This is a genomic window from Rhizobium mongolense subsp. loessense, assembly GCF_900099775.1.
GTDB classification, from domain to species: Bacteria; Pseudomonadota; Alphaproteobacteria; order Rhizobiales; family Rhizobiaceae; genus Rhizobium; species Rhizobium loessense.
The window spans coordinates 178,572-195,323 of record NZ_FMTM01000001.1; the positions used below are offsets into that span (position 1 = coordinate 178,572).

17 protein-coding genes are annotated in these 16,752 nt (G+C 59.2%); 13 read left to right on the forward strand and 4 right to left on the reverse strand.

Annotated elements, in window-relative coordinates:
- Positions 1-38 precede the first annotated feature (38 nt).
- The 3 genes from pgsA (at position 39) to BLP23_RS00920 (ending at position 1,473) form a co-directional block, all read left to right on the forward strand.
- Positions 39-629: a CDP-diacylglycerol--glycerol-3-phosphate 3-phosphatidyltransferase gene (gene pgsA, locus BLP23_RS00910; RefSeq protein WP_022714716.1), complete on the forward strand. Its 591-nt coding sequence runs from the start codon at positions 39-41 to the stop codon at positions 627-629.
- On the forward strand, positions 626-880 hold the full coding sequence (gene moaD / locus BLP23_RS00915) for a molybdopterin converting factor subunit 1 (RefSeq protein WP_092583151.1): 255 nt from the start codon (positions 626-628) through the stop codon (positions 878-880). Before pgsA ends, moaD begins: the two co-directional genes overlap by 4 nt.
- A 131-nt stretch (positions 881-1,011) precedes the next feature.
- On the forward strand, positions 1,012-1,473 hold the full coding sequence (locus BLP23_RS00920; RefSeq protein ID WP_092583152.1) for a molybdenum cofactor biosynthesis protein MoaE: 462 nt from the start codon (positions 1,012-1,014) through the stop codon (positions 1,471-1,473).
- Here the strand turns inward: BLP23_RS00920 and BLP23_RS00925 are convergent, their stop codons facing one another.
- Positions 1,474-2,370, reverse strand: a complete 897-nt coding sequence (locus BLP23_RS00925; RefSeq protein ID WP_092583153.1) for a branched-chain amino acid ABC transporter permease — start codon at positions 2,368-2,370, stop codon at positions 1,474-1,476.
- Between the two features lie 66 nt (positions 2,371-2,436).
- Between BLP23_RS00925 and BLP23_RS00930 the strand changes: the two genes are divergently transcribed.
- Complete coding sequence (locus tag BLP23_RS00930; RefSeq protein ID WP_092583154.1) at positions 2,437-2,982, forward strand: CGNR zinc finger domain-containing protein; 546 nt, start codon at positions 2,437-2,439, stop codon at positions 2,980-2,982.
- Positions 2,979-3,485, forward strand: a complete 507-nt coding sequence (locus BLP23_RS00935) for a hypothetical protein (RefSeq protein ID WP_092583155.1) — start codon at positions 2,979-2,981, stop codon at positions 3,483-3,485. The genes BLP23_RS00930 and BLP23_RS00935 overlap by 4 nt, the downstream gene beginning before the upstream one ends.
- 73 nt (positions 3,486-3,558) lie before the next feature.
- On the opposite strand, the gene ndk is transcribed toward BLP23_RS00935, so the two are convergent.
- Complete coding sequence (ndk, locus tag BLP23_RS00940) at positions 3,559-3,981, reverse strand: nucleoside-diphosphate kinase (protein WP_022714709.1); 423 nt, start codon at positions 3,979-3,981, stop codon at positions 3,559-3,561.
- Between the two features lie 405 nt (positions 3,982-4,386).
- Between ndk and BLP23_RS00945 the strand changes: the two genes are divergently transcribed.
- From BLP23_RS00945 to BLP23_RS00960, 4 genes are all read left to right on the forward strand, one after another.
- The gene (locus BLP23_RS00945) at positions 4,387-5,427 is read left to right on the forward strand and encodes a GGDEF domain-containing protein (RefSeq protein WP_092583156.1); all 1,041 of its coding nucleotides are present in this window, start codon (positions 4,387-4,389) and stop codon (positions 5,425-5,427) included.
- 49 nt (positions 5,428-5,476) lie between these two features.
- Positions 5,477-7,360 carry an ABC-F family ATP-binding cassette domain-containing protein gene (locus BLP23_RS00950; RefSeq protein ID WP_092583157.1) on the forward strand — a complete coding sequence of 628 codons (1,884 nt, stop codon included), beginning with the start codon at positions 5,477-5,479 and terminating at the stop codon, positions 7,358-7,360.
- A 117-nt stretch (positions 7,361-7,477) separates the two neighbouring features.
- Complete coding sequence (locus BLP23_RS00955) at positions 7,478-8,404, forward strand: Gfo/Idh/MocA family protein (protein ID WP_092583158.1); 927 nt, start codon at positions 7,478-7,480, stop codon at positions 8,402-8,404.
- An 84-nt stretch (positions 8,405-8,488) separates the two neighbouring features.
- Positions 8,489-9,040 (forward strand): GrpB family protein, encoded by a 552-nt coding sequence (locus BLP23_RS00960; RefSeq protein ID WP_092583159.1) that lies wholly within the window; start codon positions 8,489-8,491, stop codon positions 9,038-9,040.
- Between the two features lie 9 nt (positions 9,041-9,049).
- Here BLP23_RS00960 and BLP23_RS00965 read toward each other — a convergent pair whose 3' ends face one another.
- On the reverse strand, positions 9,050-9,499 hold the full coding sequence (locus tag BLP23_RS00965) for a DNA polymerase III subunit chi (protein WP_092583160.1): 450 nt from the start codon (positions 9,497-9,499) through the stop codon (positions 9,050-9,052).
- Between the two features lie 8 nt (positions 9,500-9,507).
- Complete coding sequence (locus BLP23_RS00970; RefSeq protein ID WP_092583161.1) at positions 9,508-10,998, reverse strand: leucyl aminopeptidase; 1,491 nt, start codon at positions 10,996-10,998, stop codon at positions 9,508-9,510.
- Between the two features lie 165 nt (positions 10,999-11,163).
- Here BLP23_RS00970 and BLP23_RS00975 point away from each other — a divergent pair, with 165 nt between their 5' ends.
- The 4 genes from BLP23_RS00975 (at position 11,164) to BLP23_RS00990 (ending at position 16,665) form a co-directional block, all read left to right on the forward strand.
- Positions 11,164-11,937: a phosphatase PAP2 family protein gene (locus BLP23_RS00975; RefSeq protein ID WP_233426608.1), complete on the forward strand. Its 774-nt coding sequence runs from the start codon at positions 11,164-11,166 to the stop codon at positions 11,935-11,937.
- A gap of 98 nt (positions 11,938-12,035) precedes the next feature.
- Complete coding sequence (locus tag BLP23_RS00980; RefSeq protein ID WP_092583162.1) at positions 12,036-13,214, forward strand: LptF/LptG family permease; 1,179 nt, start codon at positions 12,036-12,038, stop codon at positions 13,212-13,214.
- Complete coding sequence (lptG, locus tag BLP23_RS00985) at positions 13,211-14,299, forward strand: LPS export ABC transporter permease LptG (RefSeq protein WP_092583163.1); 1,089 nt, start codon at positions 13,211-13,213, stop codon at positions 14,297-14,299. The genes BLP23_RS00980 and lptG overlap by 4 nt, the downstream gene beginning before the upstream one ends.
- Positions 14,299-16,665 carry an LPS-assembly protein LptD gene (locus BLP23_RS00990; RefSeq protein ID WP_092583164.1) on the forward strand — a complete coding sequence of 789 codons (2,367 nt, stop codon included), beginning with the start codon at positions 14,299-14,301 and terminating at the stop codon, positions 16,663-16,665. The genes lptG and BLP23_RS00990 overlap by 1 nt, the downstream gene beginning before the upstream one ends.
- Positions 16,666-16,752: the final 87 nt, after the last annotated feature.

Genomic DNA, 16,752 nt, shown 5'->3' on the forward strand with positions numbered 1-16,752 from the left:
CCGTCATCTACAAGCACATAAATTCAGAGAGCGGTTTCATGGCATCGCGCGCGTATAATATTCCCAATTTGCTGACCTATGGCCGCATTCTCGCGGTACCGCTGATCGTCCTGTGCTTCTTTGTCGAGGGACGACTTGCCATCAGCAACACGGCGCGATGGGTCGCCCTTTGGATATTCATCATCGCTTCTCTCACCGATTTTTTGGACGGCTATCTGGCGCGCATCTGGAACCAGACTTCGAATATCGGTCGTATGCTCGACCCGATCGCCGACAAGCTCCTGGTCGCCTCGATCCTGCTTCTGGTTGCCGCGGATCAGACAATCGCCGGCTGGTCGATCTGGGCGGCAATCACCATCCTCTGCCGCGAAATCCTCGTTTCGGGACTGCGGGAATATCTCGCCGCCCTCAAAGTCAGCGTTCCCGTCACACGGATCGCCAAATGGAAAACGACGCTGCAACTGGTGGCTATCGCGTTCCTGCTCGCCGGTCCCGCGGGCGACGAGATTTTTCCCTATACGACGCAGATCGGCATCGGCCTGCTTTGGATCGCGGCCATTTTGACCATATATACCGGCTATGACTATTTCCGCGCCGGCTTGAAGCATATCGTGGATGACGAAGAATGACGCGTCTGGTCTATTTTGCCTGGGTGCGGGAACGGATCGGCAAGAACGAGGAAGACATCGCCCTTCCTGCCTCCGTCGTCACCGTTGCCGATCTTCTCGGTCACTTGAAGACCCTGGGCGAGGAATACGAGACGGCGCTTCAATACGAAAACGTCATCCGCGTGGCGCTCGATCAGGAACACGCCGAACACGACGAACCGATCGGCAATGCCCGGGAGATCGGGATTTTTCCGCCGATGACGGGCGGGTGACGGATGACGAACGCACGCTCGCGTTTCCGGGTCGCGGCCAAGGCGTTGGGTGCACCGGATCCCTGTGAAGAGCACAGCGATGAGGGAATGCGTTTTGAGGTCATCGCACATCAGCAAAGGGGAAGCATGTCGTGAGCCCAGCCCCCACCATCCGCGTCCAGCGCGAGGATTTCGACCTGCAGACTGAAGTCGACCGGCTGAAAAAGGCCGCGCCCGGCGTTGGAGCGATCGTGACATTCTCCGGCCTCTGCCGTGACGAAGGCGGCACATTGGCAGCGCTGGAACTGGAACATTATCCGGGCATGGCCGAGGCGGAGATGACACGCATCGCCGAGTTGGCGATCGAGCGTTTCGGCCTGCTTGGGCTCACCGCCATCCACCGCTTCGGAAAAATCGCAGCAAGGGAAAATATCGTGCTGGTGATCGCCGCCGCGCCGCACAGGCAGGCGGCATTCGACGGCGCGAACTTCGTCATGGATTATCTGAAGACCTCCGCGCCCTTCTGGAAGAAGGAACATCGCACGGATGGCTCGGCAGACGATTGGGTCTCTGCCAAGGACGCAGACGACGCTGCGCGCGACAAGTGGAAGTAGTCACGGAATGGCGCGCTCGCGCCGGCTCAGCACCAGCAGGAAGACGAGCAGCGAGAAGATGACGAAATCCCGCCAGAGGAACGGGCCATAGGCGGTCCAGAGGGTTTCGGCAAAACCGATGCCTGCTGCACCGCCTGCGGATTTCAGCGGATCGGAATAGCCTCCGGCAGCGGCGATCATCAGCACCTTGAGGCCGAAGAGCAGGCCCGCACCGAAATCCATCGAACCGTAATAGAAGGTCGTCAGGATGCCGCAGCAGGTGGCGATGAATACGGCGGCCACATAGGCAGCTAGGAACACGCGGATTGCGCTGACGCCGCAGAGTTCAGCGGCGAGTGGATCGTCCGTCACGGCGCGCCAGACGCGGCCCCAGGCGCTGCATCGGAGCACCAGGCCGCCGACCACGATCAGCGCGCACATCAGCCCGGTATTGATGAGCTGGATATAAGTCAACGTCACCTTGAAGGATGCGTCGCTCCAGAAAATGACGGTGCGATTGAGGAAGGGCGAGAGCCAGAGTTCCCGCGTATCGGAGGCCAACCGCGCCGTCTCCATGAGCAGGATGGTCACGCCGAGGGCTGCGACGATGACCGTATTCGGTGAGCGTCGCACGAGCGGCTGCATGACGGAGCGGCCGATCCAGAAGCCGGCGCCGAGCGAATAGGTGAAAGACATGACGGCGCCGATCGCGAGCGATGCGGGCAGGACCAGCCAGAGGCGGTTATAGGCGAAATCGGTGAACAGCAGCAGCATCTGTCCCGCGAAAGCGAAGACCGCACCATAGGTGATATCGGCGCGCTTGGTGACGCCGAAGGCAAGCGCATAGCCAAAGGCAAGCGCCGCGTAGAGCGCTGCCAACGGCACCGCGTTTGCCAGCTGCTGCAAAAGATAACCCATCAGGAAACTCCCGATCCTCTGCAAATAATAACTGGCAAAACCTATTTTACCAGTTATATTTTCTCTATGAACTTTGCCTGGACCGCACATCGTTTTTCTGGTGGCGCGCTGGCGCTGGATGTCGCCAACAGCGTCATTCTGCGCCATGATATAGCGCGCAGCATCGACCGCTTTGCTGCGGATGAACAGTTCACGAGCTTTCCGCATGCGGCGGCGGAATTCTGCGCCGAGCGTGCCCTTTTCAGGGAAGTTCTTCCGGTGGCGCCAGAAGACAGGCCGAATTTCATCGCTCTGCGCGAGGCGACGGACCGTTATTTCCGGCAACGGGTTTTGACAGGCAATGACGATCAACTCCTCGCGGACCTGCTTGGCAAACTTGCCGTAACCCTCCGCAATGCCAGGCCCAACGGGCTCGACGCCGCGACCGCGCATTCGGTGCTTCGCCTGATCGCGATGCCTGATCCGGATCGCTTGAAGATATGCCGCAATTGCGGCTGGCTGTTCGTAGATCGCAGCAAGAATAAGAGCCGTGCCTGGTGCGACATGGGCGTCTGCGGCAACCGCGCCAAGGCAAGCCGGCACTACCGCCGGAAGAAAGAGGACGCGACATGAAAATCAAGGTTATCACGGCACTGGCGCTGAGCGCCGCGCTGCTCGCCGGCTGCCAGCGCGAGATGGAGAAGATGGTCGAAGTGAGCGGCCATATTTTCGTGTTCAACTATCGCGTTGCAAGCGCGACGTACCTCGTCACGTTGAAGAAGACCGCAGCCATTCCGGATGGCGCAGTGGCAATCGCGGAATTCGAGAACCCAGCCGGCGGCGACCCAATCGTGCTCACCGAGAAGATCTATCCGGCCTGGGACAAGATCACCCTGCAGAGCCCAAAAGTGCACTGCATCCGCAAGGATAGACCTTATTCCGTGAATATCCGTCTCGTCGATGCCGAGGGCGCGACGCTGCAGGAGTTGAAGACACAACTGGTCTCGGACGTCGATCAATCGATCCTGCCCAGCAAGCCGCTCGTCGTCGGGCCGCTCTATACCCAGAACCCGGATGTTTTCAAGCCGGACGGAACGACGGACTTTAGCAATACAGACAAGTGCCCTGCCGCATAACGAAAAAGCCGGAGCGGAGCCCCGGCTATCAGAGTCATTTCAAAGGTTTCAGCCTCCCGGCTGAAATTCCGATTCAGCCGACGATTTCGGTGTCGGAGAACCAGTATTTGATTTCCTGCGCAGCCGTTTCCGGAGCGTCGGAGCCGTGAACGGAGTTTTCGCCGATCGAAAGAGCATGCACCTTGCGGATCGTGCCTTCGTCAGCGTTTGCCGGGTTCGTCGCACCCATGATTTCGCGGTTCTTGAGGATTGCGTTTTCGCCTTCGAGAACCTGAACGACGGTCGGGCCGGAGGTCATGGTGTCGACGAGTTCGCCGAAGAACGGACGCTCCTTGTGAACGGCGTAGAAGCCTTCCGCTTCGCGCTTGCTCATCCAGACGCGCTTGGAAGCAACGACGCGCAGGCCGGCATCTTCCAGCATCTTGGTGATAGCGCCCGTGAGGTTGCGCTTCGTTGCGTCCGGCTTGATCATCGAAAAGGTGCGTTCAATCGCCATTGGGTCAAATCCTCTGGTTTAGCGGGAAAAGTGGGCGGTCTTTACCCGCCCCCAGCCCCGAAAACAAGGGGGACGCGGCAATTTCACGCCGCTGTCATAGTGCGGCCCCTGCCTTCATGCAGGTCAAGGCAGCGCTCGAACCAACTCATGGCGCTCTGGTCATGAATTGCCTTTTGAAAGAGGTTTCGGGAATGCTGTCACGACAGATGCGGGCCGCGATCAAATCAGCAAATTTCATGGGCATAATCGTTTCAAGTTACGGCGCCTCAAGGTTGCATTAACCGAATTTGAGCATTCCATAATAAACGAGGCAGAATCGCTGAATATTCAATATATTTTATAGTATTGACGGCATAGCGTAGCTCAAGCCGCAGCTGGATAGGGCTGACAAAGCGAGGGACCGTCATGCAGACTACAACTAGAAATGCAATGCGGCACACGGGCGCGCCCCCTTTAACCGATGCCCAGAAGATCGCTCAGCACATGGCGCGGCTGAGCATTCCCGGCCTACCGCGGAACTACGAACTATTCCACGAGGCGGTCGCCGGTCATAATGCGGCGCTTGCCAGCGATATCGCCGGGCTCGGGCCTCATCCTCAGCAAGCAAAGCTCGACGCGCTCGGGCTGCAACATCGCTTAGTCAGCCATTGTGGGATTGCCGCGGAAGCCTCCGGCGGCGAGGCCGGCAAAGTCCTGCGCGAAGCCGCGCAACGGCTGTCAGAAGGCATCAGGCAGAAACGTGCCTTTTCGCGCGCGGCGGAGGCCTTTGTGAAATCGATCTCCGGCAATGGCGACCAAGGTCTTGCTTCCTTGGTGAGCGACATGGAATTTCTCGCGGAATCGCTCGCGAGCGTGCTTTTGGCCGAAACGGAACTCGAAGCCAAGCTGCTTGCCGATGTCGAACGGATCGAGACGCTGGAACACGGGATATCCGCCGTGCAATCGGCATCGGTGACCGATGCGCTGACGGGCCTGCCGAACCGCATCGCGCTGACCAAGGCGATCGGCGAACTTTATGAGCGCGAGGCAGGAACGGCCAGCAGTGCGCTGATCATGGTCGATATCGACGATTTCAAGCAGCTGAACGAAAAATACGGCGTGCAAGCAGGCAACAAACTCATAAAGAAGCTCGCCGGCCTCTTCCGCAAATCCATCAAGAAGAATGATCTCGTCGCGCGGACAGAAGGCGACGAGTTTGGCTTCCTGTTTGCCAATGTCGGCATGCGCGACGCGCTGGCGATCGCCGAGCGGCTGCGCAATTCCGTGGAAGACAACATGGTCTTCGCAACCTCCGACAAGGGCGATCCTGGCAGGCTCACGATTTCGCTCGGCGTCGCGCTGAGTTCCGATGCGGCAACGGCCGCGCAACTACAAGCCAATGCCCACGCAGCACTTCTTGCAGCCCAGTCCAACCGCCGCCAACCGTTGCAAGCTTTCGGCCGCTAGCATCGGCATGGTCTTGCCTTGATCGCGGCTTTCGGCCAAAACGCCGCGCATGATCACGATTACCGACATTTCTGCCCGCATCGCCGGACGCCTTCTCCTCGACAATGCCAGCGTGACGCTTCCGGCGGGCACGAAGGCTGGCCTTGTGGGGCGGAACGGCGCGGGCAAATCTACGCTCTTCAGGATCATCACCGGCGATCTCGGCGCAGAAACGGGCCTAGTTTCCATACCGAAGAACGCCCGCATCGGTCAGGTGGCGCAGGAAGCGCCGGGCACGGAAGATTCGCTGATCAAGATCGTGCTTTCCGCCGACAAGGAACGCGCGGCGCTGCTTGCCGAGTCCGAGATCGCGACCGATGCGCACCGGATAGCCGAAATCCAGATGCGCCTTGTCGATATCGATGCGCATTCGGCAGAGGCGCGGGCGGCAAGCATTCTTGCCGGCCTTGGCTTCAACCAGGATGCCCAGCAGCGCCCGGCCTCGGCCTTCTCCGGCGGCTGGCGCATGCGCGTGGCCCTTGCCTCAGTGCTCTTTGCCGAACCTGACCTACTGCTTCTCGACGAGCCGACGAACTATCTCGACCTCGAAGGTACGCTCTGGCTGGAAGACTATGTGCGGCGCTATCCACACACGGTCATCATCATCAGCCATGACCGCGACCTTCTGAACAATGCCGTCAATTCGATCATCCATCTCGATCAGAAAAAGCTGACCTTCTACCGGGGCGGCTACGACCAGTTCGAGCGGCAGAAGGCGGAAGCCGACGAATTGCAGACGAAAGCGAAGGCCAAGAACGAGGCCGCGCGCAAACATCTGCAGAGTTTTATCGACCGCTTCAAGGCAAAGGCGTCCAAGGCGCGCCAGGCGCAAAGCCGCGTCAAGGCGCTGGAACGGATGGGCACGGTCGCCGCGGTGATCGAAAATCATGTGCAACCGATCACCTTCCCGGAACCGGAAAAGCAGCCCGCATCGCCGATCGTCGCCATTCAGAGCGGCGCCGTCGGTTACGAACCGGGCAAGCCGATCCTCAAGAACATCAGCCTACGCATCGACAACGACGACCGCATCGCGCTGCTCGGCTCCAACGGCAACGGCAAGTCGACCTTCGCGAAATTCATCGCCGGCCGGCTTTCAGCCGAAAGCGGCGACATCAAACTCGCACCGAGCCTGAAGATCGGCTTTTTCGCCCAACACCAACTCGACGATCTCGTTCCCAACGAGTCGCCGGTGGAGCATGTGCGCCTTCTGATGCCCGCAGCGCCCGAGGCCAAGGTCCGCGCCCGAGTGGCGCAGATGGGGCTTTCGACGGAAAAGATGTCGACTGCCGCCAAGGATCTTTCCGGCGGCGAGAAGGCCCGCCTGCTGATGGGGCTTGCCGCGTTCCACGCGCCGAACCTTCTCATTCTCGACGAGCCGACCAACCACCTGGACATCGACAGCCGCCGCGCTTTGATAGAAGCGCTTAATGACTACGATGGCGCCGTCATCCTCATCTCGCATGACCGCCATCTCATCGAGGCGACGGTCGACCGTCTCTGGCTGGTCAACAACGGCACGGTTTCGAATTTCGAGGGCGATATGGAGGAATACCGCAACCTCGTCGTCTCTTCGGGCAAAAAAAAAGACGAAAGGCCTGACCTGAGCGACGAGCCCTCCTCCAAGGCGGATCAGCGCAAGGCGAATGCCGGCAAGCGCGCCTCGCTCGCGCCGCTCAGGAAAAAGATCAACGAAATCGAATCTTTGACGGCGAAGCTGGAGAAACAGATTCAGGAGCTTGATGCGGAGCTTGCCGATCCGGCGCTTTACGAAAAGGCGCCGGCAAGGGCCAGCGAGAAAGCCAAGCAGCGCGGCGAGGCAGCTGCAAAGCTCGCAGCCGCCGAAGAACAGTGGCTGGAGCTTTCGGCCGAATATGAGGACGCCATGGCGGGCTAGGTATCGCGCCTTGTCGATCCGCAGGTGACAAGGCCGCTTGCCCGGCGGTAACATTCTGATAAAACACCGCCCAATAAATCATACTTTTGAGCGAAACACCGAACGCGAGCTTCAGCCATGTCACCCATCAACCTCGCCATCGTCGGCGTCGGCAAGATCGTCCGCGACCAGCACCTCCCCTCGATCGCAAAGAATCCGGATTTCAAGCTTATTGCGACGGCAAGCCGCCACGGCACCGTCGACGGTATCCAGAGCTTCACAAGCATCGAGGCCATGCTCGACGCCGTGCCTGAGATCGACGCCGTGTCGCTTTGCATGCCGCCGCAATATCGCTACGAGGCAGCCCATAAGGCGCTTTCTGCCGGCAAGCACGTCTTCCTCGAAAAACCGCCGGGTGCGACCCTGAGCGAGGTCGCCGACCTCGAAGCGCTGGCCGCCGAAAAAGGCGTCTCGCTCTTTGCAAGCTGGCATTCGCGCTATGCGGCTGCGGTCGAGGCCGCGAAGGCCTTCCTCGCCTCGACGAAGATCGAAAGCGTCCACGTCATTTGGAAGGAAGACGTACGCCACTGGCATCCGAATCAAGACTGGATCTGGCAGGCGGGCGGGCTTGGCGTTTTCGATCCGGGTATCAACGCGCTGTCAATCGTCACCCATATTTTGCCCAAGGCGATCTTCCTGACGAGCGCCACGCTGGAGTTTCCGGAAAACCGCGACGCGCCGATTGCGGCCGACATGCATTTCAAGAATGCCGACGATGTTCCGGTTCACGGCGAATTCGACTGGCGCCAAACCGGCAAACAGAGTTGGGACATCATTGCCGAGACGGCAGCCGGCAAGATGGAGCTTGTGGAAGGCGGATCGAAGCTTTCTGTCAACGGCGAACTGAAATTCTCCGCTCCGGAAGAGGAATATCCGGCGCTCTACCGGCGCTTCGCAGAGATCATCACGGCAGGCAAGTCGGATGTCGACCTAGCACCGCTACGTCACGTTGCCGACGCTTTCATGCTCGGCAAGCGGAAGTTCGTGGAAGCATTCCACGATTGACCGACGGATCGTCGGCCGGCTGCCAGTGCTACGGTTGAAATGTTAGAGGGGCAAGATCGACCTTCGCCAAGGACGTCAAATACCATGCCGCAGGAGCAAGACGAATCTTTTGGGTTGGGCGTGCGGCATCTGACCGTCACGCTCGCCACTCCCGACGCGAGATGGCGGGAAGCCTATGCGCTGGAAGAGACCAGAATCCGAGGCGCGCTCGGATCTCTGGCGCTCGACATCCAGCATTTCGGTAGCACCGCCATCCCGGCGATCAAAGCAAAACCAATCATCGACATTCTGATCGGCGTCAGACGTTTCGAAGACGGGGCGACCTGTATCGGCCCGATGGAACAGATCGGCTACGACTATGCTGGAGCCGATATCGTGCCCGACGACTACATCTTCGGCCGCGGCATCAAGGGCGAGACGCGCACGCATCTCGCCCATATCGTCGAATATCAGGGTCACAATTGGAAGCGAAACATTCTTTTCCGCGATAGGCTTTTGAGCGATCCCACTCTCGTCCAAGCCTATGAAGAACTGAAGATCGATCTTGCGCGGAAATATGCCCAAAATCGCGCCGCTTATACCGCGTCGAAAAAGGCTTTCATCGACAAGGTCGTGACGGACGGCGGTCTTGCCTGACCTTGGCGGTCAGGCCTTCTTCTCCCAGCGTCCCTCCGGCGTCTGCTGCCAATAGGTGAGGCTGTGCCCCTCACCCTTCAGCCTCTTCCACTGGGCCCGCGCGGCTTCGAGCTGGTCCTGGTCGTATCCGTCGAACATGAAGACGATGCGCTCATACGTGTCGACCGACGGCGGTTCGGCGCCGTCGACGACGAAACGCACGGTCGCAGCGTTGGCGTTTCCGGCCGATGCGGTCAACAGGACGGGCTGGTCTGCGGCGAATTCAGCTTCGTCCGTACCGTGCGGCAAAAAGCTGTCTTCGCGGAAAGTCCACAGATGCGCGTCGAGCGCGTCCCTTCGAGCCGTTTCCTTCACCTGGATCGCGACACGCCAGCCGCGCCCGACGCTCTTGTCGACGAGCGGCGGCAGCGCGTCCTCCAGCTTGGATTCGGTCAGATGATAGAACAGGACTTCCGTCATTTGCGCGATCAGGCTTCGTAGTGGTCGCGCACCAGGCGATCCAGCAGGCGGACGCCGAATCCGGAGCCCCAGGACTGATTGATCTCATCCAGCGGCGAACCCATCGCGGTGCCTGCGATATCGAGATGCGCCCAGCGGGTGTCCTGCACGAAGCGCTTGAGGAAATGCGCCGCCGTGATCGAACCTGCATAGCGGCCGCCGGTGTTTTTCATGTCGGCGAACTTGCTGTCGATCATCTTATCGTATTCCTTGCCGAGCGGCATTCGCCAGACCTTCTCGCTTGTGGAGAAGCCGGCCTCCGTCAACTGGCCGGCAAGCGCGTCGTCGTTCGAGAACAAGCCGGCATAGACGCTGCCGAGCGCCACGACGACAGCGCCTGTCAGCGTCGCAAGGTTGACCATGAACTGCGGCTTGAAGCGGTCGTTGCAGTACCAAAGCGCGTCGCAGAGCACGAGACGGCCCTCGGCATCGGTGTTGATAACCTCGATCGTCTGGCCGGACATCGAGGTGACGATATCCCCCGGGCGTTGGGCGTTGCCGTCCGGCATGTTTTCGACAAGGCCGATGATGCCGACCGCGTTGACGGCCGCCTTGCGCGCCGCAAGCACATGCATGAGGCCGGTAACGGCCGCTGCACCGCCCATATCGCCCTTCATATCTTCCATGCCCGCTGCCGGCTTGATCGAGATGCCGCCTGTATCGAAGACGACGCCCTTGCCGATGAAGGCGACGGGACGCTCCTTGGGCTTTCCGCCCTTCCACTGCATGATGGCAAGGCGCGGCGGACGGACGGAACCCTGGGCGACGCCAAGCAGCGCCCCCATGCCGAGGCGCTTCATCTCGCGTTCCGTCAGGATTTCGACCTCCACACCGAGCTTTTCCAACTCCTTTGCCTTCGCGGCGAACTCGACGGGGCCAAGTATGTTCGGCGGTTCGTTCACGAGATCACGCGCCAGGTTGACGCCATCGGCGACAGTTTCGGCATCGGCAAAGGCCTTCCTTGCGCCAGCCGCATCGGCGGTAATGATCGTAATCTTGGCCCTGCCGCTCGCCTTGTCCTCGTCATCGGTCTTCTTCGTCTTGTAGGTGTCGAAGCTGTAACCCCGCAACAGCATGCCGAGCGCGAAATCGGCCCCGGCCCTGGCATCGACGCCAACGCCTGGCGCGTCGATGAAGACCGTCGCCTTCAAGGCTCCCTTGATCTTCGAGGCAGCCGTACCGCCAGCCTTCAACCAGTCATGCGCCGTCAGTTCGTCGGCCTTGCCGAGACCAACCACGATGACGCGTTCGGCCGGCGAGCCTTCGGGGGCGACAAGATCAAGCGTACTCACCGGTTTTGCCGAGAATTTCGCAATTTTCGCGGCCCTTGCGATGACACCGGCCGGATCGGCGATCTCAGCTCCCGCAGCCACATCGGCGTCGCTTGCCTTCAACAGAATGGTCAGTCCGCCGCTGATCTTGGCCGACTTTGAAAATGAGATATCGAATTTGGCTGCCATGTTTTCTCCATTCGGATTCTGCAGAATCCAACTGGCGGCGATAATTTCGGGTTTCAGCGCCGAAAACAAGGCGTGATCGGGAAGCCATGGACAAATCCGCGATACCGAGTCAAAAAGCAGCTGTCCTTGAAATGGCGCCGAAAACCACGAGAAGAATGCCCTGACGTGACCGCTAGTCTTGCAGACAAATTATCCGGCTCCCAAGTTCGCTTTCCGCCCAGCGCGGGAGGTACATTCATCGGCCTCTTCTGCCTGTGGTGGGCGCTGCTTCTGATATTCCATACCTTTCCGCAGGTCGACATCGTAGCGTCGTGGCATTTCTTTCTCGTCGATACTTGCAAGGCCTCGGACGCAGCGGCACAGATTTGCGGACGCTTCCCCTCCCGTCAGACAGCCTTTCTGGACACGCTCAGAACGATCTTCTTTAGGCTGCCGTATGTTGTGGCGGCCGTTCAACTCGCCATGCTGATCGCGTGCTACTGGCATTACGGTGCAACGTTCAACGCGCTTCGGGCCCGAAATCTCAAGATCGCTCTGACATCGCTGCTGCTCGGACCCGGCCTCATCGCGAACGTCATCCTCAAGGAGCATTGGGGCCGGCCGCGGCCGATCGAGACCCTCAATTTCGGCGGTACTCTCGATTTCGTGCAGGCGGGATCGCTTGCCGGAAAATGCATTTCGAACTGCTCGTTTGTCTCCGGCGAGGCGGCAAGCGCCGGCTGGCTGCTCTGTCTCGTCATGCTGATACCGCAGCCGGCACGAACCGGACTATTCCTGCCGATTCTGGCGATCTCTTTCCTCACGCCGCTGATGCGGCTTTCCTTCGGCGCGCACTACCTTTCCGATATCGTACTCGGCTGGCTATTGGCCATTGTCGTTTTTGCTGGCGTCTATGCGTTTACCGAATCATCACACCGGCCAAAAAATTCTGAATTTTGAATGAAATTTTGACACCTGCTTGTCGCAAAAGCGCAGCAAAGAGCTTAGATGGTTCCTGCTGCGATGCTTCCGCTTCGCAGGTGCGTTCAAGGGCAGGCATGAAACTACTTGAAGTCTACATATTGCGGCGCGTCGGCCAGATGTTTCTCGTAGCGCTGCTGCCGGTGCTCGCGATCATATGGACGACCCAGGTCCTGCAGCGCATCAACCTGGTCACTGATAGCGGTCAGTCGATCGGCTCGTTCGCCAAGCTTGCGACGCTGATCCTGCCGTCGATCATTCCTGTCGTCTTGCCCTTCGCCCTTGTGATCGGCGTCACGCAGACGCTGACAACGATGAACAACGATTCGGAGCTGACCGTTATCGATGCGGCCGGTGCCAAGCGAAACATCATCATCCGGCCGATTCTGCTGCTTGCCGCTGTCATCAGCGCGTTCTCCTTTTTCGTCGACAATGTCGTCGAGCCGAAGGCAAAGACCGGTGCGCGCCAGATGATTGCGGCGGCCTATGCCGATCTGCTGTCCACCGTCATCGAAGAAAAGAACTTCCGCAGGATCGATGAGGGTCTCTATGTGCAGATTTCGGAGCGCCTGGCCGGCCGCGTGCTGAGGGGCCTGTTCGTCGTCGACGAGCGCGATCCTGCCTTCGACATGATCTATTATGCACGCGAGGGTGCGGTCGACGATACGGGAACATCGCTCATCATGCGCGACGGCGAGGTTCAGCGCAAAGCCCGCGACGGCAACGTCTCGATCATCAAATTCGACTCCTATTCTTTCGATCTCTCCGATCTGACGCAGAACCGCGGACAGGCAACGCTCCGCGCCAGCGACCGCGACCTGGGCTTCCTGCTCAATCCGGATCCGGCCGACAAGGATTACATAGCGAGGCCGCAATCATATCGCGCCGAACTTCACAGACGGCTGACGGACTGGGTTCTGCCTTTCGTTCTGGCGCTGATCTCGCTGGCGATCGCCGGTGACGCGCGTTCACATCGCGAGGCGCGCCTGCACCCGATGGTCACGGCTTTGACCTTTTCCTTTGCACTGCGCTGGGCGTCGTTCTACGCCGCGAACCAGATCGACACCAATCCGTTTTACATCGGCGTGCTCTATGCGATTCCGGTCGTGGCCGGCGTCGCGGCGATCTGCTTCCTCAATATGCACAAGCGCCTTTCGATTCCGGCCGCCGTGGGCGAACGTGCCGCCGGCATCTGGCACGGAATCGAGCGGCGACTGCCTTCTGCAATCGGAAAGACGCCCGGAGGCAGCGCATGATCTTCGGCACGTTGGGACGCTACTTCTTCCGCCGCTATCTTGCGATAACGATCTGGTTCTTTCTTGGAATCATCTCGATTGTCTTTCTAATCGATTTCAGCGAGACGGCAGGCCGAATGTCCGGGCTTCCGGGCTACACCGTTGCCGGTGGCCTTTTGATGACGGCCGTCCGACTGCCGCTCATCATCCAACAGACCGTTCCATTCATTGCGCTCTTCGTCGGAATGACGGTGCTGATCGGGTTGAATCGCAAGTATGAACTCGTGGTGGCGCGCGCAGCCGGCATCTCGGTATGGCAGTTCATGTCGCCCTTCATCGCCGGTGCCTTCCTGCTCGGCATCCTGACGATGGCGGTCATCAATCCGCTCGCGGCCTGGGGCCAGCGTCAGGCGGCACTCGTGGAGACCGACTGGCGCGGCCAGGAGAAGGCCACAAGCAGCAAACCGCAGGTTCCCTGGCTGCGCCAGATCAGCGGAAAGGACGACGTCATTATCGGCGCTCGTACGATTCAGGAGAACGGAACACTGCTGATCGATGCGGTTTTGATCCACTTCGATTCGGACGGCCGCGTGATTCTTCGCCAGGATGCAGCTTCCGCAAAATTGGAAGATGGTTACTGGCTCCTTAAGAACGTTACCGAGCGTCGGCCGGGCGAAATCGCGGTCCGCAAGGATACGGTCCAGCTTCGCACCAATTTGAAACAAGACTTCGTCCAGGAGCGCCTGACATCTCCTGAAACCATTGCTTTTTTTGATCTTTCCAATCGAATAGCGATTGCCAAATCCTTCGGTGTTCCGACGAAGGCGCTGGAGACGCAATTTCACTCATTGCTGTCTCAACCGCTGCTGCTTGTCGCGATGACTCTCATTGCTGCAACAGTGTCTTTAAAATTTAGCCGGTTCAACCAGTCGAGGTCGGTGATTCTGGGTGGAATCCTTTCAGGCTTCGTGCTTTATGTCGTCAACGTGCTTGTGAAAGCATTTGGAAGCAGCGGAGTCGTACCGCCTTTCGTGGCGGCGTGGATTCCGGTCGTCGTCGCGCTGGCTTTGGGCGCAACGATTCTGCTTCATCAGGAGGACGGCTAGTGGCGGCAGGCGACCGCAAGACTTTTAGTAAACAGTTGGTTGCCCTGCTCGCAGGGGCGACTCTGCTTGGCTATTCTGGAAGCATTCCTGCTGTGTTCGCGCAGGAGAATTCGACGTTGCAGAAGCTGCAGCCGAAGATCGATCCTGACTCGAAAATGATGCTTTCGGCCAACGAGCTCGTCTACAACCGGGACCAGCAGATCGTCTCCGCAGTCGGGGGCGTCCAGATCAACTATGCGGGCTACAGAATGGTGGCCCAGCGCGTGGAATACAACCAGAAGACGGGCCGCATGATGGCGGTCGGCAATATCGAGCTGATCAGCCCCGACGGCAACCGCATGTATTCCGACAAGCTCGATGTGACCGACGACTTCGCCGAAGGCTTCGTCAATGCGTTGCGTATCGAGACCACGGACAACACACGCATCGCGGCCGAAAGCGGCGAGCGCGTCAACGACAACCTGATGATCCTCAACAAGGGCGTCTACACCGCATGCCTTCCCTGCGCCGAACGGCCGGAACGACCGCCTTTCTGGCAAGTCAAGGCCGAGCGCGTCATTCAGAACGGTGAAAAACATACGATCCGGCTGGAGAAGGCACGCTTCGAGTTGCTCGGCCATCCGATCGCCTTCCTCCCCTGGATCGAGGTCCCGGACCAGACGGTCAAGCGGAAGTCCGGCTTCCTGTTTCCGAGTTTCAGTACATCGGAGAACCTCGGCTTCGGCGTTACCGTTCCCTATTACTATGTCTTCTCGCCAAGCATGGACCTGACGGTCAGCGGCACCGGCTACACGAATCAGGGCTTCCTGCTCGACGCGGAATTCCGGCAGCGTTTCGAGAACGGCACGCATACCCTGCGCGTAGCGGGCATTAACCAGATGCAACCGGAGAGCTTCACCGCGGGAACAAGCGACCAAGAGGCCGATGACCGCGGAATGATCGGATCCAAGGCAGAGTTCAAGATCAATCCCCGCTGGGCATTCGGCTGGGATGTCATGGTGCAGAGCGATAATAACTTCTCGCGTACCTACGAACTCAGAGGGTTCAACGAGACAACGCATGTCAACCAAGTCTACTTGACCGGCCTCGGGAAGCGGAATTACTTCGACATCAGATCGTTCTACTTCGACGTTCAGGACTCCGATCCGGATAGCGAGGAAGAAAAGCAGCAGGCGATCGTCTATCCCGTGATAGACTATCATGCCGTGGCTCCGCAGCCGCTGGCCGGCGGCGAACTGTCACTCGACGTCAACTTCACGAATATTTCGCGCACGCATGACAGTTTCTTCGACAATCCGGTAGGTGATGATCGCTTCTCACTGAAGGGGCAGACATCGCGTCTGACCGGGGAACTCGAGTGGAAGCGAACTTTCGTGACGCCGCAGGGGGTACTCATCACGCCTCTCCTCGCCGCGCGCGGCGATGCACTGGCGCTAAATGTGGACGATCCCAACTCCATCAGCGGGACGTCGGTATACGACGGCGACTTCGAAAATGGTGATGGCGCAACGCGCGGGATGATCACCGCCGGCCTGGAAGCGCGCTATCCGATTTTGATGACGACGGCAAACAGCACGCATGTCTTCGAGCCGATTGCCCAAATCTACGCCCGTCCCGATGAGTCTCTGGCGGGCGCCCTGCCCAACGAGGACGCGCAGAGCTTCGTCTTCGACGCGACCTCGCTCTTCGAGCGCGACAAGTACTCGGGTTACGATCGCATCGAGGGCGGCACGCGTGCCAATATCGGCTTCCAGTACACCGGCACCTTCGACAACGGCTACAAACTTCACGGCATTTTCGGCCAGTCCTATCATCTTGCCGGCCAGAACTCGTTCGCCACGGACGATCTCGTCAATGCGGGAGCGAATTCGGGTCTTGAGACCGACCGTTCCGACTATGTCGGGCTGGGCGGCATCGAGACGCCGCAGGGCCTTTCCCTCGCCGCCTCGTACCGCCTGGACGAGAAGGATCTCTCTTTTCGCCGCGGCGATCTGACGGCCGGATTCCAGACCGATACATTCCAGAGCCAGCTTCTTTACACCCATATTTCGCCTCAGCCGGATTACGGGTCCGCCGAAGGCGGTGATGAAATCCAGACCAAGGCAACGGTAAAGTTCAGGGACTACTGGTCCGTCTTCGGCGGCATTGCTTGGGATCTCAACAACGATGTCATCAGCAGGAAGACGCTCGGGCTGTCCTATGAAGACGAGTGCACGATCTTCACGATCGCCTATACTTCAAAACGCGATACAAGCGACGAGTCGGCAAGCGACTGGAGCATTGGCGCCAGACTTACGTTCCGCACGCTCGGCGATGTCAACGTCGGATATTCTGACGATATCGAAAAGAATATCTACAATAATTGATTTCGATATTGGACGGCGAAAGAAAGAGAGCCTTTCTTTCGCCGCAACACTGTGCAGGACATTGCCGTCAATCGGGTTATGAGGCAT

Coding starts and splice junctions, on each gene's coding strand:
- BLP23_RS00930 (WP_092583154.1), top strand. CDS start 2,437: ATGAACTTTGCCTGGACCGCACATCGTTTTTCTGGTGGCGCGCTGGCG.
- ndk (WP_022714709.1), bottom strand. CDS start 3,981: ATGGCGATTGAACGCACCTTTTCGATGATCAAGCCGGACGCAACGAAG.
- lptG (WP_092583163.1), top strand. CDS start 13,211: ATGATCTTCGGCACGTTGGGACGCTACTTCTTCCGCCGCTATCTTGCG.
- BLP23_RS00980 (WP_092583162.1), top strand. CDS start 12,036: ATGAAACTACTTGAAGTCTACATATTGCGGCGCGTCGGCCAGATGTTT.
- pgsA (WP_022714716.1), top strand. CDS start 39: ATGGCATCGCGCGCGTATAATATTCCCAATTTGCTGACCTATGGCCGC.
- BLP23_RS00925 (WP_092583153.1), bottom strand. CDS start 2,370: ATGGGTTATCTTTTGCAGCAGCTGGCAAACGCGGTGCCGTTGGCAGCG.
- BLP23_RS00945 (WP_092583156.1), top strand. CDS start 4,387: ATGCAGACTACAACTAGAAATGCAATGCGGCACACGGGCGCGCCCCCT.
- BLP23_RS00955 (WP_092583158.1), top strand. CDS start 7,478: ATGTCACCCATCAACCTCGCCATCGTCGGCGTCGGCAAGATCGTCCGC.
- BLP23_RS00950 (WP_092583157.1), top strand. CDS start 5,477: ATGATCACGATTACCGACATTTCTGCCCGCATCGCCGGACGCCTTCTC.
- BLP23_RS00960 (WP_092583159.1), top strand. CDS start 8,489: ATGCCGCAGGAGCAAGACGAATCTTTTGGGTTGGGCGTGCGGCATCTG.
- moaD (WP_092583151.1), top strand. CDS start 626: ATGACGCGTCTGGTCTATTTTGCCTGGGTGCGGGAACGGATCGGCAAG.
- BLP23_RS00965 (WP_092583160.1), bottom strand. CDS start 9,499: ATGACGGAAGTCCTGTTCTATCATCTGACCGAATCCAAGCTGGAGGAC.
- BLP23_RS00970 (WP_092583161.1), bottom strand. CDS start 10,998: ATGGCAGCCAAATTCGATATCTCATTTTCAAAGTCGGCCAAGATCAGC.
- BLP23_RS00935 (WP_092583155.1), top strand. CDS start 2,979: ATGAAAATCAAGGTTATCACGGCACTGGCGCTGAGCGCCGCGCTGCTC.